Source organism: Streptomyces longwoodensis (assembly GCF_001514125.1).
Lineage (GTDB): Bacteria > Actinomycetota > Actinomycetes > Streptomycetales > Streptomycetaceae > Streptomyces > Streptomyces longwoodensis.
On record NZ_KQ948557.1, the window covers coordinates 148189 to 170397 of the forward strand.

The window sequence follows — 22209 nt, forward strand, 5'->3', positions numbered from 1 at the left end:
CAATGCCACCGGACCAATGTGCCCCACTCCCGTTAGCCACAACCGAGATTGGCTGATCAGGAGGTGCGGGTGCGAGCCCCCGCGCTGTTGGCGCGGCTCACTGGGTAAGGTCCGGGGATGTTCTATCCCGGATTGGAGCCGGATCTTGTCGCCGGCATGAGCGAGGCCGGCCTACCTGGCCATCAAAGGCAGCTGATACAGGGGGTGCTGAGGGCGATGCACCCCGGTGCGTATGCCACGCAGCACGCGGCGGCCGGGGGAGCAGCCGTACTCGCCCTCAGCCGCGCCGAAGCGGTGCTCCGAGCTCGAGCGGGCGCGAGCAACGCCAAAGAAGCCCAGCCGAACGGAAAGTTGGCCTACGCGGTCATTGAACGAACCCTGAAACCCGTTCGAGCACTGAAAGCTGTTGTGACGCCAGCCGGGCAGCCGCTGGTGGATGTCCATGATCTGCTGGCAGACATGGTGCGTCGCGGCGAGGACGATCTCAAAGAGCCGTCCCGCTGCAGCGTTCTGGCTCATCAGTTGACAGCGTTCGTACCCAAGATCGAGCGCATCGTTGTGGATCTCTTTGAGCAGGCCTGGAACACAGCGATCCCTGCGACGGTGGCCGAACGCGCGATCGCCGAGGTCGCCAGTCTCGCCGTGTGGCGTGGACGAGATTATGAATGCCTGGTTGCTGACCTGCAGCGCTTCCTGCGGCAGGCGCCCTGCGGGCAGGGTCTCCTCTCGGTGCTGCGGCCATTGCATCGCCAGTTTCGGGTGGCTGTCGTCGTGGAGGGCGCCCGCATCCTGGCCGGACTTGACCGGCTGTTCGACGCCGACGCCGATGTCCGGCAGTTTACGATCGGCAAGAAGGCGCCGGACGGCTGGGGGCAGGGGACCGCGAAGCTGAGGGCGTTCGCATCGCTCCACGGCCGTCGCCCTGGCGAGGATCCCCGGGAAGGAGAACGAGCCGCTGCCGCCGTCTTGTTGACCCTACGCGTCACAGCACCTGACCGGGGCGTCGGTGTACACCTGGCCAGGCGAAAGATCGAAGAGGCGCTCGACACTTATGTCGCGGGTCACCGGCTTGCTGAACTGCGTTTGGCGCCTGAGACGTTGGTCTTCCAGGAGTCAGGCGGTCGCTCGCGTCGTTACACCTCGCGGGGCCCCACGGTCGACACTGCGCGGCCACTGACAAGGCATTGGCCTGTGGAAATCCGCGAGTGTCTGCGCATGGCCCACATCGCACGTTCCACTTCCTCACCCCTCACCAGCGCAGCCCTGTCCTGGGCCGCCATCGAAGCGGCCGGTATCTGGCACGGCTACAGCGACAGTGCTGCTCATGTGGACCTCGCCCGCGCGCTCAGTCTTCAGGCGATGCGCCAGCAGCTGCTCAGTTCCCATCAGTGCGTGCGTCGCGCCGCCAGCGCGGCCCATGACGAGGTAACCCAGCGTGCGGCGGCGACCGGCCGTGCGGTACGCGGCTTGGAGCGGCATCTCGCCAAGAAGGGTGCTCAGCTCGCCCTGGAACAGCAGCTGCGGGAAATGCGTGGCCGAGCGGCCACAGCCGAATTGGAGGCGGCAGACGCCGACAACCTGTATCTCCGGCCGGTGGATGCCATCGACCGAGCGGCTCCGGTGAACGGCCATGGTCTGCTGAGTGATCTCAATCGGTGGGCCGACGTGCTTGCCGGGCCACCTGGAGCCGCTGGGGAGGTGAAGATCGGCTCAGCAGCCTTGTCCCGCTTGAAAACCGTGCTGCACGGCCTGCCCGCCCACGACGTTGTCGTCTGGCAAGCCCGCATGAACAACCCGAAGCAGTGCGCAACGTGGCTCGGGGATGTCGAAGAACGCTGCCGAGCTCAGCTCAGCTGGATGTACGTGCTGCGCAACACAGCACTGCACCAAGGGGTTTTCGCATCGGTCGCGGACAGCCATGACGCTCACGGGGCCCGCGGAACCCTCGATCTCACACTGGAAATGCTGGGCAACTGGTATGCGGTGGCCGCCTCGGCCCAACTTCCCCAAGCCGCCTGGACAGCGCGCCAGGTCATTACCGAACTGGCAGAGCGGCAGAAGGATGTGATTCGCCGGCTCAAGGCAGGCTCTGCCATGACGGACCTGAACTTCACACACCTGACCAGCCCCACATCGAACGGACGCGACCGAACCGTGACGTGAAGACGGGCGAATGAGAAGGGAAGGAAGGGAGTGTCTTGTGCCTATTGGACGACCCGCAGAACGGACAGGGACTCGAACCCTGGTCTCTCCCAAGTGGACCGGAGTGATTGCGAGTCACCACACCCGAAGTGACCGGCCCTGCAGAGAGCTTAGCGGATCTACTGGCTGAGGTTGGGGCCTATCGTGGTGCCCTCGCCCCCGCAGTAGCGTCCGTTGGAGCGCCGTCGCGGACCCGGGCGCGGGCCAGCGCCGCGGGTACGGTGACGGACCGACCGGTCACCGCCGAGACCGCCCTGCTGCAGAAGTCCACTGGCAACTTCGCCGCCGCCGTCCTCGTCGCCCTGGTCGCGGCGAGGGCCTCCTTCCTCGCGGCCTGGCTCCTCGACCTCGTGCGCATCCCGGACGGCAGCGAGGTCGGGTGCCCGCCCTCCCCCGAGCACCGACTGGGTCAGGACTGGAGCAGCGCGAGCAGCTCTCGAACGTCGGCCGCTTCGCTGGTGAGACCAAGGTCTTCAAGCAGGCAGGCTGCACAGGTGAGTGATGGCCTGGCTTGTGTCGCCTGCGGTGATCCAGACCCGGCCGATGGCGCTCAGCGCGTGCGCGTACAAATCGTGGGCGTTGGCGCGTTCGCACGCTGCTTGGGCCTGTAGTAGATAGGCAATTCGCTGCTGCGGTGTGAGGTCGGTCAGCAATTCGGTGCAGGTCATCAGGATTGCCGCCTCGTCGCGGGGATTGCCTGCGGTGCGGCGGACGGCTTCGATGGCTCGCTCGCAGACCGCCTGTGCTTCCTCAGACTGCCCCGCCGCCTGGAGTGCGAATGCTGCCGTACACAGCGCTTTCGCTTCGTTGGTGGTGTCGCCGAGTTGCTGGAACAGCGAGGACGCTTCTTCTGCTGCGGCGCACGCCTGTGCGACGTTCCCCAGTTCCTGGTGGTCCAGGGACAGGTTGTTCAGCACCGCGGCCTGTTCCTGCAGGTCTCCACAAGCCCTTTGGGCCGTCAGGGCTTCCTGGTGGATCTGAAGTGCCTCGGCAGGTTTCCCTGCATCGTGCAGGACTGAGCCGAGCCCGTTAAGTGCCTTGCCGCGTTCGTTGTGGTTGTCCATTGAGGCGAAGAGTTCGGCTGCCCGTTCGTGAGCCAGGGCAGCCTCGTCGTAGCGTGAGGTCTCGTTCAGGGCGATGCCGAGGTTGTTCCATGCTCCTGCCTCGGCGGCCAGTGCTCCTGCTTGGTGAGCAACGTCGCACGCGATCGTCGTCACGGCGATCAAGTCGTCGAAGTATCCGCGCCAGGTGAGGTAGTCGTAGAGGATCACCGGGAGTTGGACAGCGAGGTCCTGGTGCCCGGTGGCGGCTGCGGTAGCCACGGTCGCGGTGAGATTGACACGCTCGCTGTCCAGCCAGGCCAATGCCTCGTCTTGATCGGTGAATGCGCCTGCCGCAGACGAGGGCGCCCCATTGGCGAGGTGGGAGCTGGCCGCGAGGGCGGTGGTGGTGTAGTGCTCGAGCAGCCGGCTCCGTGCCTGAGCGTGGGGTTCCGCCGCACCCGGTGTCTCTTCTCCTCCGACGCCATTCGCTGCAGCCCGCTGACTGCCGTGCACGAGCTCGGTGGCGTAGTCGCGGACGAGGTCGTGCATCGACCAGCGCCTGTTCACGCAATCGAGCAGGTGCGCCTGGACGAGATCGCGGAGCATGGTGCGGACGGTCTGCAGCGGGTAGGCAGCGAGGACTGCCGCTGCTTCAAGGCCGATGTCGGGACCAGGATTGAGCGCCAGGAGACGAAAGAGTCCGGCATGATCGGGTGAAAGGCGACGGTAGGAGAGATCGAAGGAGGCGCGGACAGCCTGCTCTCCGACGTCCAAGAGGCTCAGCCGCGACCGGGCCGCGGCGAGTTCGGCCGCGAGCTCGGTGACGGTCTGGTCGGGTTCCAGGATCAGCAGGGCGGCGCTGATGTGCAGAGCCAGCGGCAGGTATCCGCACAGGCGGGCCAGTTCCGCAATTCCGTCTCGGGCCTCAAGGACGCGTCGGTCGGCGGGGTTGGCTTGCTGCAGGGCAGCCCGCAGGAGTGCCACCGCCGCCTCGGGGCTGAGCACGGCAAGATCCAGGAGTCGCGCGTCGAGGGTCGGCAGGGTGTGCCGGGAAGTGATCAGGACTTGGTGCCGACGGCTGCCGGGAAGCAGGAGACGGACCTGATCAGCGCTGGCGGCGTTGTCGGCCACGATGAGCAGACGTTGCCCCTGGTCGGCCCGGTCTTCCAGTTCGGACCGGTACAACGCTGCCCGTTCCTCAGCCGCTGCAGGAATGCTGGCCGAGTCCACCCCGAGAGCCCGCAGGAGCGCCTCCAGAGCCTGGCCTGGCTGTACCGGTTTGTCGTCGTATCCATGCAAGTCGATGAAGAGGCTGCCGCTGAACCAGCCGGCCTCGGTGGCGGCATGCCCACAAGCCAGGGCGAGCGCCGTTTTGCCCACACCGGCAAGTCCAGCGACCGAAGTGACCAGCACGGGCGGCAGGACACCGTCTGCAGCCGGGGCAGCGATCGGTCCGGTCCCGGAGGAGTTCACGTCCCGCTGCGGCGACACGGTGTGCGGCCGAAGGGCCGACAGAATCTGCTCGATCTCTGTGTCCCGGCCGGTGAGCTTTGAGGGCGCTGCGGGGAGGGAGGCCAGCGCGGTCGGCGCAGGTGCGGCTGGGTGAACGTTGACCGTCAGAGGACTGTGGTCGCCCGTGGTGACCGCGCCGATGCTCCCGGCGGCCGCAACAGAGCGCAGGCCGGACGCCTCCACGCCGGTTTCCGGCATCAAGGACCGCCGGTCAGCAGGCGAGTTCTGCGATTCGGCGGCTGGTCTAGGCTTCCTCTGCCACGGATTCATGCGCGCGCGTCGTCTCCGGTGATGGCCTCGCCGATCCCGCCGGCCGCTGCGACGCCTCGCTCACCCATCGCTTGCGCCGAACCGGAAGTCCCTGCTGCCGGTGGTGGTGTCACCGGGGGTGTGGTGAGGGTGGCGCGATCGCCGGTAACCGCCCGACCGACGCTGCCGCCGGCCGCGACGGAACGCGTTCCCGCCGCTGTCGCAACGGCCCCTTGGCTGCCGGCAGCTGACGGCCGCAGAAGCGTGTAGCAACTCAACGCGAGCCCTACCAGACCTGCGACCGAGCCAGCCACGCTCGCCACCTGATCTGCCGTGTCGAGATCGGCCACGGCCGCGACCACGCCCAGCCCCACCGCCGCCAGCCCGCACAGCACCGCCAGCAGCCACACCATAATTCTCGCCCGTCCCGTCACTCCCACATCATCGCACTGGGGACTGACATCCCGGCCGCCCACTGCTCGCCCCCAGTGCCGCACCGAATCCCCTGCTGCCCATGGGCAGAGCGTGTGGCCGACTGCGACGAATCGGATTGCTGTTCGTATGGCTGCCGCGTCATGCTTGCTGCAACCGTACGGCTCTGGACCAGGCGGTTCACATATTCCTGGAGGAAGTGATGGGGGCACGCGGTCAAGCGGGGGCGGATCCCGCGGCGCGCCACCGCGGCAGACTCGGGGCGTTCGTGGTGCGCGCCCGCAGGGTGGAGGCACACTCGCTGGCGGCGGATTGGGACGCGTTGGTTGCCCTGGCCGGCGCGCCGTACGTGGTGACGGCTCTCGGTAACGGTGAGGTACACATCCGGCAGGAGTGCCCGGCCGAGGAAGTCGTTGAGTCGGCTGCGGCCCGGATCAGGCCTCTGTTGCTGGAAGATGACGCCTGCTCGTATCTAAAGGCACTGGCCGCGGTGGGGTACCTCTGCCGAGAACTGCCACACGACACGGCGTGGATAAAGACGGCGCGGGCCGAGTGGCGCACGAGAACTGAGGCGAACACCGCACGGGAGGGCGGCTACCAGGTCATGCTCGGTGACACCGCCGAGGGCTGGACCTTCGGACTCGACGACCGCAAGCTGGCCAAGGCGTGGATCTACGGCGACCTGGTTCACCACGACACCCAACTCCTCGACGAGGCCGATCCCTTCGGCCTGTCTGAACGATTCCGTGCCGCGGTGCCCTTGGTCGCCTGGATCATGGTCAAGGCGATCGAACTTCTCAACTACGTCCGAGCCCTCCAGACTGACGGACTTCTCGGGCTCCCAGTGCAACTATTCGACCGTGAGGTCGTCCTGGCATCAACCCGATGGGAGCACACGGCACGGGCGTACATGGCACCGGTCGGAACGCCCGCACCCGCTGATGCCCTGGCTCCCTTCAGCGACGAGTGGATCCCGCTATTGGACAGCGCTGTCCTGCGGCACGCAGATGGCTGATCCCGGCTGGGAGTCCAGGTCCGGCGATCTGACTGCGGATTTCAAGCACTGCGTGCCGCGCAGCAGCTCCTTCCTCGTGCCGTGAGACCTACCTGCCCTATAAGAGGAGAGATCTTCCTGCACGTAGTCGGCAACAGTGCGCAAGGGATAGGCCAACCCGATCAGCAGGCCGGCGGGCGCTCTCGAACCAAGATCTAGGTGTATTGACCCGCAGGGTTGTTCACACGGCTGATCGGTGGCTGGCCTCCGAGTGCGGTGTGGCAGCGATGGTGGTTGTAGGTGTGCAGGAAGTCTGCCAGGGCCGCGGTGCGTTCGGTGTTGCTGGTGTAGGGCCGCAGGTAGGCCCACTCGTCGAGCAAGGTGCGGTTGAAGCGTTCGACTTTGCCGTTGGTCTGCGGCCGGTAGATGCGGGTGAGTTTGCCGACCGCGCCGAGGTCGGCCAGCGTCTGCCGCCAGGCGAAGCTTTTGCGGTAGGGCCAGGCGTTGTCGGTCAGGACGCGTTCGATGCGGGTGATGCCGTGCCCGGCGAAGAAGGCCGCGGCCCGCCGCAGGAACTCGGCGCAGGTGGCGGCCTTCTCGTCCGCGTGGACTTCGCTGTATGCCAGGCGGGAGTGGTCGTCGACGGCGGAGTGGATGTAGTCGAAGCCCATGCTGCTGCGCCGGGCGCGGCCAGCCTGGCGGCCCAGCACCTTGTGGCCGCCGCCGTCGGGGATGCGGCCGAGTTTCTTGACGTCCACGTGGACCAGTTCGCCGAGCCGGGCCCGCTCGTAGCGGTGGATGACCTGGCCCGTGGGCCGGTCCAGGTGGGCCAGGCGGTTCAGGCCGTGGCGGACCAGGATCCGGTGCACGATCGAGGCGGGCAGGCCGAGGACCGGTCCGAGCCGTGCGGGACCGATTTTGCGGGTCTGCCGCAGGTGACACACCCGGGCCTCGACGGTGGCCGCCGTGCGGTGCGGGGTCGCCATGACCCTGTACTGGATGCACGGAGAGCACGCTCAGACCTTTCAACTCCGTTACGAGCCAGGCGAACTCCGACTCGACCTCTGATCGCCCGATCCGATGGGGACGGCTGCGCGCCTGGCAGGCGCTGCCCGGCCGGTTGCGCGGAGCATGAACCGCTACTTGGACGATGGCCAGGCGTGGTTCAAGATCCTGCCCGCCACGGCCGGCAATCCGTGCACGCCCTCTACACCACACGTGCTTCCGGCAGGGTGCGACACGGACCGTGGAGCACCTCGCTTCCGGTGGGAACGTGGGCAGCGGAGAGGCCCCGCCGACACCTGACCGTGCCGTCGCTCAGCGGCGACGGAGAACCTTCGGCCGGACGGTCCTGGGCCGCCTGGTCTCCGTCGCAGGCGCGCACGAGGGCGCCGAGTACGGCCGTTGAGGGGGTCGTGGCGCCGGACTCGGCGTGCTGGACGGTGCCGCGGGAAACGGCACGGCCGCGGCGAGCTCACGCGGGGACAGCCGCACTGCCCGGCGCATGGCGGTCAGCTGCTCGGCGAAGCTGGCGGAAGGCGGGCTCGGTCGTTAGAACGGGGAAAGGTCATGGCCCCTTTCCTCTACTTTCCCCCGCGGGAGCGCACCGCGGTCTCGACGAGGACAGCCATCAGTCGGCGTCCAGCGCCGGCTGCGGTGAGGGTGTCAATGCCGATCGCCCCGCTTCCACCGAGGAGGATGAGGATGTCGCTGATCGGCGTGCCCTTGAGAAACAGGACGGTGCCAAGCGCCAGGAAGGCGATCAGCAGCAACCAGCGTTCGCGTGGGCCCCAGACGTCCCGCGGGCACTTCGCTGGCAGTCGGCGACGCGAGGGAGAGGCGAAGGGGGACTGGTGGGGTATGACGAGTAGGACTCCGTCCTGACGGGGTCCCGGCACACGAAGAACGGGGACCGAGCCGGATGGACGCAAGCAGGCGCATAATTGCGGCAGTTGGCATCTGCGGATGCAGGACTGCGCCGTACGCACCAGCCTTCCACGGCCGCCCTGGCTCCTCGGGCGCACACTTGCCTAGCTTCCCCATACGACGCTGCTGAGCGTATGCGCGAGGGCGGTGCCGGACTACGTCCGACCCCGCCCCTGAGCGTCATCCAGTTGATCGCAGATCACGGCATCCCCGCCGTGCAAGGGCTGCGTGCGTCAGGTGTTTGCCTCGGCTTCCTGTAGATCAAAAGAGGTCGAGTTCGGCGGACTCCACTGTCGCGGCGGGCCGCGGTACGCCCGAGGACCGGCTCAGTCCTGCTGGTCAAAAAGCGAGGGCTGAAGCGCGGGTGAGGCGGCGCGCGGCCGGGGGAGGGGGTGGGCGGGATCCGGGAAAGGCAGCGGGGTGCCGTGCTGGCCGCCGGTCAGCGCGTGGCAGCACGCTTCTCTCAACGTGGCAAGGTCGTGCCGTGCGCCGAGCAGGCCCAGGAAGTCCTCGACGCTCCAGTCGATGAGCGCGCCTTGGCGTGAGAGGTAGAGCGCGACGGTGGAGATGGAATGGGTGTTGCTGTAGTCGAGGAGCAGGTACCCGGCCAACTGATAGATCTCGGAGCGGCTTATGCGTTCCGGGTGGATGGTCGCCTTGCAGTCGATGAGTGTCCCATCGAGGATGAAGTCGGCGTCTGCTCCACCGACTTGCAGGCTGCCGTCGAAGACGGGGCCGCAGATCCGCGCGCTGGCGTCTAGGAGACGCAGGGCCTCGAAGGGGCCTGAGTGCGCGGCGAGTTGCATCTGCTGGCGGATGTCGTTGACGACGTAGTCCGCCACGGCATCGACGAGGTCGTCCAAGGTGGAACCGGGAGCGCACAGGCCGAGAGTGTTGCCGCGCATCCAGCCGCAGTGCCGGAAGATCGCCTCGAAGCTGGAAGCGACATGGCACAGCCGGATGAGCCGCTCCTCTTCCGCCGGTCCAAGGGACAGGGGCTGCCCGGCGTCGCTCTCGAACCGGGCCAGTTCCTCGAGCATCACGTCTCCGGCCTGCTGTACGGCACGGATGACGTCCCGGCTGGGCCAGCCGTCGTCGTCCAGGACCGCCCGCACGATGCCTTCCTTGATGGGGGCGCCGGTCGGCGCGCCCAGAGAGATGCGCAGGCGGTGGTCGATGGTGTGGCCGAGCATCCGGTATTCGGGCTTGAGACCGGCTTCTGCCCGGGGCAGCAACGGGGCGGGGAAGCGGGCTAAGCGCTCACGGTAGTCGGTCAGGACGGCCTTGGTGCCGGGAAACTGCTCCGCCAGAAAGCGTGAGATAGGGGAGCGCGGGTCCTTGAGATGGGAAGTGAGACTCATGCGGGCATCCTGGAGCACGGCTCTGACAACGCCCCCGCGCCGAAACCTTCCTGCGGTTTTTCCTTGAAGGCTTATCAAGCCACCCCTGGGTTCCGCACTCCCAGGCATGTTCCCCTGACCAGCGAATATCAAAGATCAACTATTCAACAAGACGTCGAAACAGTAAAAATCAAGTCAATCAACGGGTGTAATGACGAGTCGCGCGAGGAAGTCGGCCGTTCATTGTCAGACCCGAACGCTAGTGTTCCTGTTGTCCTGCGTCGACTCCCACCGGCGAACATGACGTGCGCATGCCTAAAGCGGGGTTCTGCATTGCGTACTCATGAGTAGGGAAGAGGGAGAGCGGAAGTCCTGCTTCTCTCCAGTGGCTCAAAGTAGATCCGAATTATGGGTCGGGCCCGGCTATTTGATTCCTCGGAACCCATGGGACGGCTTGAAGTGGCCGAAATCATGCATTACTTCGCGGGCTGCACTGGCTGACCGGATCACCGATCGACGCCTCGCGTCGAAGGGTTCGACGCCTGACAGGCTGGGCCGTCGAGTCGGCCCCGAGAGGGCGAAATGTTCGAAAAGTGCCATCGTTTCGATGTCGGCCTGAACTCGTTCCGTCGGACTCCCGCCCTCCTAACGTGCCGTGCATCGGAGCCCAACCGGCTCACACGCCCCCAACACGCCCACCCGGCAACCACGTTGGAGGGCCAGCAGCGCGCTAGAGCACAGCGAATGCGATGCCTCCCTGAACGAGGGAGCCCCTGCCAAGTGCACAGCGCACCACTCCGACATCACGTAAGCCCTTGGAGAGAGAACACGTATGGGATTCGGACGGTTAGGGGCCCAGGGCGTGCCCGCGGCTGTAGCCCTCAACACCACACTCGATGAGATCGCCCAGGTCACCAGCCGCTGGATAACACCGACACAACGGCTGCGACGCAACCTGCTCTACCTCACCCGCTCCCGCACCGGCTATACCTTCATGCAGGACTGCGGCATCCGAATGGACCGGCGGATGATCACTGCCTGGCTCGCCGAGGAACGCATCCCTAGCCCCGAGCAGCAGCGGCGCCTGGAGGACGCCTTCCGCCTGCTGCGCCGCCGCAACATGGCGCCCAGCATGACGCGTCGGCTCAACGCCAGGGGCGGGACCCGCGTGGAGATCTATCCCGTCGACCAGAGCGGCGTCGACGACAAGCACCGGCGCACCGCCCGGTGGCGGCGCAAGAACATCTACCGCTGGGACCCCATCGTCGCAGCCTGGTCACGCAGCGACCTGCGCGAACTCACCCACCGGTGGCACGACGTTATCGCCGACCTCGACTCCGACTGGCGCATGTACGAGCACGTGACCCACCTCGGCTTCTGGGCCTGAACCCTTCCTCGCCGCCGCAGGACCGAACCCGTGATCGACCCGCGCCAAAGGAACGCCTCCATGAAGCCCCCGGACCCCGAGGACCTCACCGAAGAAGACCTGGCCTGCCGCAGGCAGGCACAACGGGAACTCATGGGCCCCGCCGTACGCTTCCTCCTGCAGCTCTCGCAGCGCGGAGAGCTGACCACCGCTCACGTCGAACTGTCCGCCCACACACTCGGCGTTCACGTCAGGACCGTGTGGCGCAACCTGGCCCGCGCCCGGCTCGGTGAACCCCTGCACCGCAGCCGGGACCGCTTCGAGATCACCGACTCCATCCGCACGCTGCTCGCCTACCACCGGGGCAACGTCAAAGCCGTCCACAGAGAACTCGCGCAGGAAGCCGAGACATCCGGCGCCACCCCGGTGAGCCTGTCCACACTGCACCGCGCCATCAAACGCGACCTGACGCCAGGTGACCGAGCCGGCCTCAAGAACGGGCTTCCGGCCTCCCGCGGCCACGACCCGCATCTGCGCCGCCCGCTCACCGCCCGCAACGAGGAGTGGGAAGGCGACCACAAGCAAGCCCCCGTCTGGGTGTGGGCCAACGACCGGCTGGTCAAACCCTGGGTGACCTGGTTCTGCGACTGCCACACCGGCATGATCATGGGCTGGGCCGTCACCCCTCACTTCCCGCACCGCGGGTCCATCCTGGCCGCCCTCAGATCCTGCATCCTGCACGACGACGGCTACGGCCCGGCAGGCGGCCTGCCCACCCGGATCCGCATCGACCGCGGCAAAGACTTCCTCTCCCGCGCCGTCCAGGACGCACTCGGCGCCTTCGCCGTCCAGGTCGACGTCCTGCCTCCCTACACCCCCCACCTCAAAGGCAGCATCGAAAACCTCAACCGCGCCGCCACCAGCATGTTCTTCGCCACCCTGCCCCGCTACACCCACGCGCAGAAACTCGACTCCCGCCACCACTCGGGGGAGAAGGACCCAGCCCTGACCTTCGAAGGATTCGTCGAGCTCTTCGCACAGTGGGTCACGACCCGCAACGCCGACCACACCATGGCCGGCTACGGCGACCTCACCCCGCTGCAGTGGTGGAACAGCGAGCACACCCCGCTGCGCGAAGTCAGCGCCGAGGACCTTCACGCCTTCCTCCTGGAAGGCGACCGCTCCACCCGCGTCATCAACGGCCACGGCATCCGGTTCAAGGGGCGCGACTACATGGCCGGCTGGATGACCGGCCGCTCCGGCACCCGCGTCCACATCCGCTTCCAGCCCCACCACCTCGACCAGATCGAAATCTTCGACGCCGACAACCGCCGACATCTGGGCACCGCTCACCTGGCCGACCAGGCCACCGACGAGCAGATCGAGCAGGTCTATCAAGCCCGCGCCGAACGCTCCCGCCGCGTGCGCCGCGACCTGCGCCGGGCCGAAACCCGGCGCCGCCGCCGCTTCAAAGCCCACACCACCACCGGACCGGCCCAGGCCGACACCGCGATGACCCGCAAAGAGGCTGCCAAGGAACTGCGCACCCGGAGCTCCGGCCGGACCGCTGACGATCTGCCCTCCGACTACATGCCCCGCCGCATCACCCCACCCGGCCGGTGGGCCGTCCCCGGCACATCCACCCCCACCGAGGAAGAGACATGACCACCCCGCGCACCGCCCCCGACCCGCCCCAAGCCCCCACACCGCCCGCCGCCAAAAGGAGCGCCGGCGAGGCCACCTCCTGCATGGCTGCCTGGGCGACCACCCGCCCCCGCTGCACCGTCCGTATCCGCTCCGAGGATGGCGGCACCGTCGACCTCGACGACCACGACACCGGCCGGCACCCGGGCACTACCCACGCCCAGCCCGCCCGCCCCGCACCCGACAGCACCCCCACCGCCCCGACAACCTTGAAGGACACCCACGTGACCGGCACCGACACCACGCAGACGACACCCCGCCCCGACCAGGACGACGTCGTGGGCGAGCCCGACTTCTACCTCAACCTCGCCGACGCCCGCATCGTCGCCACCGAAGCCCTCCTCGAAGCCAGCGAGAACATCGCCGACACCATCGAAGCCCGCGCCATGTCCTGCATCTACGGAGACGCCGGCCTCGGCAAAACCTTCTCCGTCCTGGCCGCACTCAAGGAAGTCTCCGCCGAACGCGTCCTGCTCCTGCAGTTCCGCTCCCGCCCCACCCCCCGCGACATCCGCCAGGAACTCTTCACCGAACTCCGCCTCGAAGGCGAACCCCCCTCCCACCCCAGCGAGTTCGACCGCCTGCTCAAGCGCACCCTCGCCCGCAAGCCCTACGTCCTCGTCTGCGACGAAGCCCAGCAGTTCAGCCGCGAATGCTTCGAGTTCGTCCGCCACCTGTGGGACACCGGCCAGGGCAAAAACCGCCCCGCCGTCCTCTTCGTCGGCGGCGAAGAAGCCTACAAAACCCTCTACAGCGAACCCTCCCTCGCCTCCCGCATCTACATCTGGCAGGAATTCGCCCCGATGGAAGCCGACGAGGTCCAGCGCAACATCCCCCTCTTCCACCCCGTCTGGGCCAACGCCTCACCCGACCTCATCGACTACGTCTACGAAGAAGGCGCCGGCGGCACCTTCCGCGTCTGGTCCAAGATCACCTACCACGTCCTCGAAGGCATGAAGCGCCGCGGCCTGGAACAGGTCGACGAATCCATCGCCCGCTGGGCCATCCGCCGCGCCCTGCCCCACCGCCGCCGCTCCCGCCGCGCCCAGCAGGACGCCGGATGACCAGCCCCGACAGCGCCCCACCACCCCACTACCTGAGCCTGCCCGGCGCCCGCACCGTCACCACTCAGGCCGTGCGGGCCGTCGGCGACGCCCTCGACCACGCCCTGCACCAACAGAGCATCATCTGCATCACCGCCGACCCCGGCGTCGGCAAGACCTTCACCCTGAACATGCTGTGCGAGCAGCGCCCCGCCCTGCCCACACTTCGGCTACTGCAACGCCCGCAGGCACGCCCCGACGACCTGCGCCGCAACCTGCACCACGCCCTCAACCTGCCCGGCGACCCGCCCCACGACGCCGGAATCTGCGACGACTACCTGCGCCATGCCCTGGCACACACACCACGCCTCCTCGCCGTCGACGAAGCCCACCAGCTGTCCGGCTCCTGCATCGAATACCTGCGCTACCTCCACGACGACCCCGCCCCCCAGGTCACCATCCTGCTCCTCGCCAGCCGACCCCGCCTCAGAGCCCTGCGCTCACAGCCCACCCTGCTCAGCCGCGTCACCACCTGGCACCACATGGAACCCCTCGACACGGACGAGGTCCTCACCGTCCTGCCCGCCTTCCACCCGCTGTGGCACAACACCCCGAGCCGGATGCTCGCTTGCCTGGACGACATGTGGGCGCACGGCAATATGCGGCGCTGGGCCGCCCTCACCCACCAGCTCCAAGCCCACCAGCGCCGTCACCCCGACCGACCGCCCGACCCGGCCACCCTCCTGTGCCGCCTGGACCCCCGTCTGGCTCTCACCACATGACCTCAACGCCTTCCAGCACCCCACCGGACGCGACCTTCCACGAGTGGACCCCCGCGTGGTCCCCAGACCACACCGACCCCGCTCTGCCGCCCGTCACCCTGATCACCGACACCCACGACCATCCCGCCTACACCACCACCGCAATCGCAGCCCACCAACCCGAGCTCGGCCGCATCACCGTCCACCCCACACCCCTGGCCACCGCACCCGCCTACCTGGCCCACGACCTCATCCGCGCGCTCGGCAAACACCTGCCATCCCCAGACATCGACCCGCCCTGGTGGACCGGTAACGCCGACGAGTCCTGGCGTGTAGCGGCCGCATGGACCAAAGCACTCAACATCAGCCACTACGTCATCTGCCGAGCCCACCGCATCACTGGCCGCCACCTCGAGCACCTCATGGCCCTGCGCGAACTCACCCGCATTCACCTCACACTCGTTGTCAGCGGCCCGACACCGGCCGCCCTGGCCACCATCCTCAAAGCCGCCGCCCACCACCAGATCAACACTCTCGAAAACGCCCGCCAGCACCTGAACCAAGGCCCCTCACCTCAGGCTCCCGCCAGCTACCCCTGGTGGCACAGCGCCCCCTTCCCTGCTCCCCACGACGAACCCTGGTACGAACTGCCTCCACGCCCCCGGCGCCCCGCCGGGACGCCCGGCGAAATCACCACCAGCTCCCACCGCACCCCCACCCGGCTCCCTTCAACCGACAGCCGGCCGCCTACCATCGCGCTGCCGGCACACACCCAACCAGACACCCACAGCCCCCACCACGAGACCGTGGCCCAACGAATCCACACCCGCATCGCCCACCCGGTACACGCCGCGGCCGTCGCCATCCGGGCCCTGACCGGCTACAGCACCGACCAACTGCCCCAGATAACCATCGCCACCCCGCAGCACCCACGAGGAGACCTCCCCACCGATCTGCCGGACTGGGCGCGCCTCCTTCAGGACGCCGCCCGAATTCATACCGGCCTGAAGGACTACATCCGCCAGGACCTGCCCGCGCACTTGTCCGGAGCGAACAGGCCGTTCCGGCTCGGGTCCTGGGACAGAAACGATGTCGCCCATGCCACCGAAGCGTGTCATCTCGTCGCGGCCCGCGTCCGCCGAGCGCGCCAGCGCACTTGAGAGGAGGACGGGTGGTCGGATGGCTGGTTCGTGCCCCGCCGCAACAGCCGCCGACGACCTTCATCACTGCCACAGCAAGCGCCGTAAGTGAGGCCAGCGTGCCTCCGCGCCGCAAGCGAGACCTCTCATGGCTGGAGCCTGCGTCAGTATCCGAGAAATCCTTCGGAAGCCATACAGCGGATGCACGGTTCGGGCTTGCCTCAGTACCGATCATGGTCTTCTGGTCCCTTCAGCCGGATGCGTATCGTGCGCGGTCGCGTCGGCCGGGTGGCTGGAGCGGCCACTGTGCGGCCGTCCGGATCTCCGGCTCAGCCGACGAGCGCACCGGCGGTGTTCAGCTTCGTGTCGTCGATGTCGACGATCAGGCCGCCCGCCCGCCCGGCTTGCGATCGACTTCGCGAGATCGCGCGTCACGAAGGTTCGGAGCAGCCCGTCTCGCCCATCGCCACGCCTGACAGAGCGGGTACAGCCGTGGAAGGCGCTGTGGTTGTCGATCACGAGCAGGTCGTCAGAAAGCAGATCCACCTGTTGGGCACCGGCGCCAGCGGCCTCGTGTAGCGCGATCACCGTCTGTCGGCTCTTGCGACGATGACACGGGTCTCCGCGAAGTCGCACCGAAGCCGGGGCTGTTCTTGAAGCAGGCATGCAGGGAATCAGCGCAGACGTCAGGGGTACTCCTCGCCCACCACTGCCCATACCTCAGGAGAGAGTTATGACACAGACCACTGGGAACCGGTTCTGCGAGGCGTGCGGCACGCCGGCCGAGGACGGGAAACTGTGCAGCCACTGCGGCGCCGTCCTGGAACTCCCCGACGATGCGGGCCTGGTCGAGGACCAAGGCGCAGCAGTACGCCGCGACTTCGAAGGACGCGCCCAGCAGTAAGGCGTGAGAAGCAACCGGAGAGCCAACCCGATCAACTCCGTTGAACAGCGTGCGCTGGGGTACACGGGCCGGCATGGCATCTAAGACTGATCGCGTCATGTCCTGGCGGGCCGTGCGGCAGCTGCGCCGGGTCCGCACCTTCTACACAGGTGGCGTCCTGCTGTGGGCGGTGATGACCACCTGGGCCGCCTGGCAGTCACCCGGCAGTCGGCAGATGTGGGTGTCCGCCCTCCTCCTGGCAGTCTTCAGCGGCCTCCTGCTCGCAGCCTCGCTGTGGCTGCAGCGCCTCCAAGCCACAGGCGAGCGACGTCCCGCGCACCACGCCGCACCGCGGAAGGCGACTGCAACGCGTCACGCGCACGCCTGACCCACCGTCGGCCAGGCACATCGTCCGCCTGGTCTCATTGTGTCTCTGCGCCTCGAATACATGTCCGCAAGCCACTCCCTCCCCGGACCGCCTCTGAGTATCTCTGAAGGCGGTCAGACAGTCCCTTTTCAGCCGTCTCCTGAGGGTCGGGAGGCGAGGAGCCGGCAGGGGGTAGGCGGTAGGTATGGATGGCAAACGACTTCGACGGGATGATCAGAGCTCACAGGAAACCCGTGCCCGCGGAACGATGCGGATGTGGCGGTGGGCCAGGTGGGCAACGCTTGTTCTCGCGGTCAGCTGGGCGGTGAACTGGGTCGTCAATCTGGTCCAGGGCGAGCAGGGCCGGGATCTGTGGTGGCCTCTGGTCAGTGCAGTCATCTGGGCAGCGTTGACCGTGTACGGGTTCAGCACCTACCGCCGGATCAGGACCACGACTCTGCCGGGCATCACTGGCCGCTCGTCTGCCTGACCACCTGAACCAACGCGACCGGTTCTGCTGACAGCTTCCACGTGTTGCGCTCTGCTGACGACGCTACCAGCGCGCCGCGCTCGCGGCCGTGACTACCGTCCAAAACACTCCTCTGTTCGACGGCTTGGCCGAGGTTCCTACCGTCCCCGACTGATGCCGGCGGTGGAACGGTCGACGGCACTCCTTGAGTCACGTTGGTGAGAGCGGGTTCGACGCCCGGCGGTCCGCGGTCGAGCTGCTGCCGGAGGGGGAAGCGAAGATCTTCGTGGTCGAACACCACTACTGCGGCTCCTTCCGCCGCGCGGTTTGGCTTCGGTCATCGACGCCGACGAGGCGCAACTGCGCGGGGTGGTCAGGTTCGGGCAGGTGTGAAGCGACGCACTGCGAACGGTTGGTAAATCCCTCTGCGACCTGCTCGGCCGGGCCAGCCATCGTCGTTGACAACCGCCCGCACGATGTCTTCTATCGCGAGAGCCCATGCCCCACGGTTGGTTAGAACAAGGTCGAACACCGTACGAGCCCGCAGGTCGCGCGGACTGAAGGCCACCTGGACATGCCTAGCTTCCGCAGAGCAGCATGAGGAGGCATCCTGCAGGAGTAGCCACTAGGAAGAGATCGATGATCACCTCGTCCGGGTCCGGAGATCCGCAGGAAGAGCTCACCCAGTGGCTTGCCCGGTACCGCCAACTCCGTGTCGGCGACGACACCTGGGCTCACCCGAGCTTCGCCGATCTCGTCATCGCATACGGCTTGTTCTTCGAGCCGGCACCATGGCTCAAGAGGGGACCACAGAGACCGGGCCAGTGCTTCGCGGCCGCAAGCCACTGGTCTGACGAGAAGGGCTGGGCCTACGTTGAGGGCTTCGCCGCCGCTCCCGCCGCCGCCCCGTTCACCGTTTTCGAACACGCATGGTGTGTAACTGACGAGGGCGACGTCGCCGACCCGGCTCTGCCGGACGGAGTGGCCACCGGCTACTTCGGCATCCCTCTGAACAGTGACTTCCGCCGCGAGCAGCAACGCGTGCGGGCAACGAAGGCTGTCTTCACCTCAGACCCATCCAATCCCCTGGCTGGTTACAACGAGCGGATCCTTCAACAGGGTCTTCCCCGAGGGGCTCTGGCCACGGACGTGGTAGCCGACGGCATGGGAAGAGGACGCTGCAACGAGGGGCCGGTTCGCCCCTGACATCGAAGCAAGTGCTGGGCGAGCGGTTCCCTAGGTGTCGGCTGCCTTTCTGCCTCATGTGCGCAAGTCCGTCAACTCCTACTGCAACCGGCAACTCTCAGTCGCCGTGCCCAGGACCGGCCCTCAATTCCAACTCCTTCGTGCCGCTGCAGCAGGGCGCAACGGGCAAGGGACTGAAGGGGCCGGCATCCGGCAAAGCCCACGTATTGGAAACAGTCCGTCTGGGTTCACCGGAAGGCGAGCCGGTGTCGCCTGCGGCGGACCGGCTGGCGAAGGACACCGCCGCACGCATCCCGTCAGACAACTGGGCATCCTGGCAAGCGGCAGTTGCCAGAGGACGGGGTAGGTATGGTGAAGCGGGCGGCAACTGAAGCGCTCAGCCACTACCATCAGGCCTGTTCCAAGGCGCGTGCGGTGGGGGAGAGGCCAAGGATATGCAGGTTCGCATCCAAGGTGACGGTGACGAGCAGGCGTTAACGGATCTTCAGGACTGGCTGAGCCGAGATCCGCAAGCGCGCCAGCTGTCCGTCGCCCCCGTCAGCACATCTGGTGCCACGATGAGCGTGCTTCACGCCCTCGACATCGTGCTCAATCGCGGTATTGAGATCGCGAACTTCGCCGTCGCCTACGCCAGTTGGCGGGTTGCCAGGGCCGACGCCGCCACGCGCGGCGCGCGCACTCTCACACACGGCGGCTCGACCGTTGATATCGGTCACCTCGACGGCGCACAACTGGCGGATCTGCTACGCCGTTTGCAGAGCGAGGGCACGGACACCGGCACTCATCAGTCGTGACCGAACAGCAGACGCACGGCTCCCGCGCGGTGCTCTTCGGCGTACATTCCTTCACCTACTTGCCGGCCCTGGACGGCGTTCGCCGCAACATACCAGCGCTCCTCACCCAGCTGACGGATCCAGAAGTGGGAGGCCTCCCCCAGGAGAATTGCATCGTTGTCTGTCCAGACAGCGGACAGGGCCCGTTTCTCGACGCCGTGTGCCAAGCCGCCGAAGACGCCGATGATCTGCTGCTCGTCTACTACGCGGGTCACGGCCACTTCGGCTGGGGCGACGACCTCCTCCTGGCTACCAAGGACTCCAGCACCAAGCGCCGCCATCGCTCCGTGCCGTACGAGGCAATCCGGGAGTACGTGGAAATGTCCCGGGCCCGGCGCAAGGTCGTCATCGTGGACTGCTGCTACAGCGGCAAGGCGCTGCGTATGGGCGAAGCGCTGACAGGGGAGGGCGATCCGCTCGCCATCGAGGGGGCCTGCGTCCTCACCTCGGCTGCGGAGACCCAGCGGTCTCTCTGCCTCGCGGAGGGCAGCGTCTTCACGTTGGCCCTCATCGAAGTGCTTCAAAACGGGCTGAGAGGCGAGCTGCCGGACGGCCGCCGAGGTCACGAACAGCCCCACCTCATCACAGCCGACGTCTTCGCAGCCGTCAGGGCCCGGCTCGCGGAACGCATCGTGCACGATCTGCCCGTTCCCGCGCCTCGGATAGCCACACGGGACGGCGGCCACAAGATCTCCCTGGCTCGCAACCGTGCGTTCACCGGCCCTGCGGCCGAGCCCGTCAACACTGCCCCGATAGACCTGTCGAGGCGACCCGTACCGGACCCACTGGCTAGGGTCATCGACCAACACGCTCTCGTGCAGGGATTCGCCGGCTACCGCAAGAGCCTCACCTCTGACTACCTGCCTTTCATTTCGCCCGGTCCGAGCCATCTCTCGGAACCTCACGGGCTCTTCTGCCGCCTGCGGGACGTTGACGACCGTGGGGTGCTGCTGGTCGGCGCGGCCGGTACGGGCAAGACGCGAACCGGTCTCGAGGTGGGCTGGATTGCGCTGCGCGAGGGCTGGCGGGTGTACCACGCCAGCGCCAGTCAGGGGTCGTCTCTCACCATACGGTTTACCGGCACGGTTCTGGCGGAGAACAGCCCGGTCCTGATTGTGATCCACGATCTTGACGAGTACTTCGCCGATGGCGAGAGCAATGGTGCCCCGCTCGACCTGACCGCCCTGCAGCACCTGCTCCTGCCCGAGGCCCGCCGTAGAAACATCCAGGTGGCCCTGCTCGCCTCAGCGCGCCCCGGCTGGCTGCATCAAGCTGACCACCTTCACCTCCAGCTCCAGGACCTGTTCGACGAGGTCGAACTGCGACAGGACGACGACTTCCAGCGGTCGATCGCCGACCACGCACTGGCCACTACGGCCCCCACCCTGGTGGCGCGCCTCGGCATAGAACGAAGCCGGGAAATGGTCGGCCATCGCCCCATCATCGCCGTGCTGATGGCACGGGAACTTGAGCAGCAGGCCATACAAGGGCTCCCGATCCCCGAAATGACCAGGCCGCGTACCGCCAGCACCCTATGGAGCTGGGCGCGAGGCCACCTGGAGGGCGACGACATCCCCGTCGGCGGCCCCGAGAAGGCCGCCTTTGACGAGGTCTCCGCGGACTGGCTGGTGCCAGCCGCGGCCGCGGCCGCGGCCTGTCCTCAGGAGAAGGCCGACGTGATCGCAGCAGCCAGCGCGGCACTGGCCCACACGGCGGACAGGGCGCCGCGCTCCGCTAGCGTCGTGAAAACCCTCATCGACTTCGGCTGGCTACAGTACGAGACAGACAGCGGCCATCTGAACACCGTCCACGACCTCGTTTGCGACCAGCTCGTCGAATCCGTCCTCCTCTCAGAACATGGCCCCACGGCGAATCGCGAAAGTACGCGTGCCCTCCTCGCTGGCTGCCTGACAAGTGCACGCACCGTCGGCCGCTACACCACCGCCTTGGCTCGGATAATGAACGACCTGGCTTCGGACAACCGCGCGACAGCCCTTTCCGTCGTCCTTGACGAATGGTTCACCGATCACGCCCAGGCTCTTGGCGACGTCATACGCCGGGATGCCCATACCGGCGGTTACGCCCTCGACACGCTCTGCGCGGGGCCACCCTTCGCCCACGCCACAGTGTCCAATTGGCACGAGGTCGCCGGACCGTGGCTGGCGGAGTTCGCAGACGACGCCAACGCTCACAGCGTGCTCCGACACGGACTATCGAACCTGCCCGCTGCCGATGCTGGACCCCTCGTAGCCGTGGCACTGCGATGGATCGAGACCCACGGATGGCGACGCGAAGCAAGCCATGTGCTGGGGCCGCTGCTTGTGCAGACCGACCTGACGACGACAGCACGGGAGTTGGTCTCGCACAAGGCGATGGGCTGGCTACGACGCAACGGTGAGCTATTGGAGGCCGGCTTCGTCCTGTGCCAGTTGCTGGCCCGGCCCGAACCCGATCAAAGCCGCATGCGGCAAGCCGTCGCTTTCGCGTTCCGCTGGCTTGACAACCATGCGGTCACGGCCGAGGCCCACTTCACCCTCCGCGCACTACTGGAGCACCCCGGCCTCACCGAACAGGAAATCCGCCGCGTCGTCGGCTATGCCGACCGGTGGCTTCAACGCCACCCCGACGCGGCCGAAGCCACTTACCTGACCACTGTGTTGGACGGACGCCTCGACCTGACCGGTAATGCGTCTGGGCCGAGGCCGTCCGCCTCACCGGCAACGCGATGAACCTCACAACA

17 protein-coding genes and 1 pseudogene are annotated in these 22209 nt (G+C 67.1%); 13 read left to right on the forward strand and 5 right to left on the reverse strand.

The window, feature by feature from the left end:
- The first annotated feature begins 117 nt into the window (after positions 1 to 117).
- A complete protein-coding gene (locus AQJ30_RS23780; protein WP_159052365.1) occupies positions 118 to 2163 on the forward strand; it encodes a hypothetical protein in 2046 nt (681 codons plus the stop codon).
- A gap of 512 nt (positions 2164 to 2675) precedes the next feature.
- Here AQJ30_RS23780 and AQJ30_RS23785 read toward each other — a convergent pair.
- On the reverse strand, positions 2676 to 4955 hold the full coding sequence (locus AQJ30_RS23785) for a tetratricopeptide repeat protein (RefSeq protein ID WP_107119679.1): 2280 nt from the start codon (positions 4953 to 4955) through the stop codon (positions 2676 to 2678).
- A 68-nt stretch (positions 4956 to 5023) separates the two neighbouring features.
- Positions 5024 to 5419, reverse strand: coding sequence for a hypothetical protein (locus tag AQJ30_RS37160; protein ID WP_079084239.1), 396 nt, complete (start codon positions 5417 to 5419; stop codon positions 5024 to 5026).
- 287 nt (positions 5420 to 5706) lie between these two features.
- Here AQJ30_RS37160 and AQJ30_RS23790 point away from each other — a divergent pair, with 287 nt between their 5' ends.
- Positions 5707 to 6453: a hypothetical protein gene (locus AQJ30_RS23790; protein ID WP_245727041.1), complete on the forward strand. Its 747-nt coding sequence runs from the start codon at positions 5707 to 5709 to the stop codon at positions 6451 to 6453.
- A 194-nt stretch (positions 6454 to 6647) separates the two neighbouring features.
- Here the strand turns inward: AQJ30_RS23790 and AQJ30_RS23795 are convergent.
- The 3 genes and pseudogenes from AQJ30_RS23795 to AQJ30_RS23805 all read right to left on the reverse strand — a co-directional run.
- Positions 6648 to 7424 (reverse strand): annotated as a pseudogene (locus AQJ30_RS23795) (IS481 family transposase); the annotation flags it as partial.
- A 591-nt stretch (positions 7425 to 8015) separates the two neighbouring features.
- Positions 8016 to 8204 (reverse strand): hypothetical protein, encoded by a 189-nt coding sequence (locus AQJ30_RS37165; RefSeq protein WP_245727042.1) that lies wholly within the window; start codon positions 8202 to 8204, stop codon positions 8016 to 8018.
- A gap of 480 nt (positions 8205 to 8684) precedes the next feature.
- Entirely contained in the window at positions 8685 to 9719 is a 1035-nt protein-coding gene (locus tag AQJ30_RS23805) for a hypothetical protein (RefSeq protein WP_159052366.1), read from the reverse strand.
- 841 nt (positions 9720 to 10560) lie between these two features.
- Here AQJ30_RS23805 and AQJ30_RS23810 point away from each other — a divergent pair.
- From AQJ30_RS23810 to AQJ30_RS23860, 11 genes are all read left to right on the forward strand, one after another.
- Positions 10561 to 11085: a transcriptional regulator gene (locus AQJ30_RS23810; protein ID WP_159052367.1), complete on the forward strand. Its 525-nt coding sequence runs from the start codon at positions 10561 to 10563 to the stop codon at positions 11083 to 11085.
- Positions 11086 to 11145: 60 nt separating this feature from the next.
- On the forward strand, positions 11146 to 12729 hold the full coding sequence (locus AQJ30_RS23815) for a Mu transposase C-terminal domain-containing protein (RefSeq protein WP_079084241.1): 1584 nt from the start codon (positions 11146 to 11148) through the stop codon (positions 12727 to 12729).
- Complete coding sequence (locus tag AQJ30_RS39470) at positions 12726 to 13832, forward strand: AAA family ATPase (RefSeq protein WP_245727043.1); 1107 nt, start codon at positions 12726 to 12728, stop codon at positions 13830 to 13832. The genes AQJ30_RS23815 and AQJ30_RS39470 overlap by 4 nt, the downstream gene beginning before the upstream one ends.
- Positions 13829 to 14593: an AAA family ATPase gene (locus AQJ30_RS23825; protein WP_067237607.1), complete on the forward strand. Its 765-nt coding sequence runs from the start codon at positions 13829 to 13831 to the stop codon at positions 14591 to 14593. Before AQJ30_RS39470 ends, AQJ30_RS23825 begins: the two co-directional genes overlap by 4 nt.
- The gene (locus AQJ30_RS23830) at positions 14590 to 15732 is read left to right on the forward strand and encodes a hypothetical protein (protein ID WP_067237610.1); all 1143 of its coding nucleotides are present in this window, start codon (positions 14590 to 14592) and stop codon (positions 15730 to 15732) included. Before AQJ30_RS23825 ends, AQJ30_RS23830 begins: the two co-directional genes overlap by 4 nt.
- Positions 15733 to 16062: 330 nt before the next feature.
- The gene (locus AQJ30_RS23835) at positions 16063 to 16290 is read left to right on the forward strand and encodes a hypothetical protein (protein ID WP_067237612.1); all 228 of its coding nucleotides are present in this window, start codon (positions 16063 to 16065) and stop codon (positions 16288 to 16290) included.
- 154 nt (positions 16291 to 16444) lie between these two features.
- A complete protein-coding gene (locus tag AQJ30_RS38770) occupies positions 16445 to 16615 on the forward strand; it encodes a hypothetical protein (protein ID WP_169808491.1) in 171 nt (56 codons plus the stop codon).
- Positions 16616 to 16688: 73 nt separating this feature from the next.
- Complete coding sequence (locus tag AQJ30_RS23840; RefSeq protein WP_067237615.1) at positions 16689 to 16982, forward strand: hypothetical protein; 294 nt, start codon at positions 16689 to 16691, stop codon at positions 16980 to 16982.
- A gap of 1087 nt (positions 16983 to 18069) precedes the next feature.
- Entirely contained in the window at positions 18070 to 18636 is a 567-nt protein-coding gene (locus tag AQJ30_RS23850) for a hypothetical protein (RefSeq protein WP_067237619.1), read from the forward strand.
- Positions 18637 to 19070: 434 nt separating this feature from the next.
- Positions 19071 to 19430, forward strand: a complete 360-nt coding sequence (locus tag AQJ30_RS23855) for an effector-associated constant component EACC1 (RefSeq protein WP_067237622.1) — start codon at positions 19071 to 19073, stop codon at positions 19428 to 19430.
- Positions 19427 to 22198 (forward strand): caspase, EACC1-associated type, encoded by a 2772-nt coding sequence (locus AQJ30_RS23860; protein ID WP_067237625.1) that lies wholly within the window; start codon positions 19427 to 19429, stop codon positions 22196 to 22198. The genes AQJ30_RS23855 and AQJ30_RS23860 overlap by 4 nt, the downstream gene beginning before the upstream one ends.
- Positions 22199 to 22209: the final 11 nt, after the last annotated feature.

Coding starts and splice junctions, on each gene's coding strand:
- AQJ30_RS23780 (WP_159052365.1), top strand. CDS start 118: ATGTTCTATCCCGGATTGGAGCCGGATCTTGTCGCCGGCATGAGCGAG.
- AQJ30_RS23785 (WP_107119679.1), bottom strand. CDS start 4,955: ATGCCGGAAACCGGCGTGGAGGCGTCCGGCCTGCGCTCTGTTGCGGCC.
- AQJ30_RS37160 (WP_079084239.1), bottom strand. CDS start 5,419: ATGGTGTGGCTGCTGGCGGTGCTGTGCGGGCTGGCGGCGGTGGGGCTG.
- AQJ30_RS23805 (WP_159052366.1), bottom strand. CDS start 9,719: ATGAGTCTCACTTCCCATCTCAAGGACCCGCGCTCCCCTATCTCACGC.
- AQJ30_RS23815 (WP_079084241.1), top strand. CDS start 11,146: ATGAAGCCCCCGGACCCCGAGGACCTCACCGAAGAAGACCTGGCCTGC.
- AQJ30_RS39470 (WP_245727043.1), top strand. CDS start 12,726: ATGACCACCCCGCGCACCGCCCCCGACCCGCCCCAAGCCCCCACACCG.
- AQJ30_RS23825 (WP_067237607.1), top strand. CDS start 13,829: ATGACCAGCCCCGACAGCGCCCCACCACCCCACTACCTGAGCCTGCCC.
- AQJ30_RS23830 (WP_067237610.1), top strand. CDS start 14,590: ATGACCTCAACGCCTTCCAGCACCCCACCGGACGCGACCTTCCACGAG.
- AQJ30_RS38770 (WP_169808491.1), top strand. CDS start 16,445: ATGACACAGACCACTGGGAACCGGTTCTGCGAGGCGTGCGGCACGCCG.
- AQJ30_RS23840 (WP_067237615.1), top strand. CDS start 16,689: ATGGCATCTAAGACTGATCGCGTCATGTCCTGGCGGGCCGTGCGGCAG.
- AQJ30_RS23850 (WP_067237619.1), top strand. CDS start 18,070: ATGATCACCTCGTCCGGGTCCGGAGATCCGCAGGAAGAGCTCACCCAG.
- AQJ30_RS23855 (WP_067237622.1), top strand. CDS start 19,071: ATGCAGGTTCGCATCCAAGGTGACGGTGACGAGCAGGCGTTAACGGAT.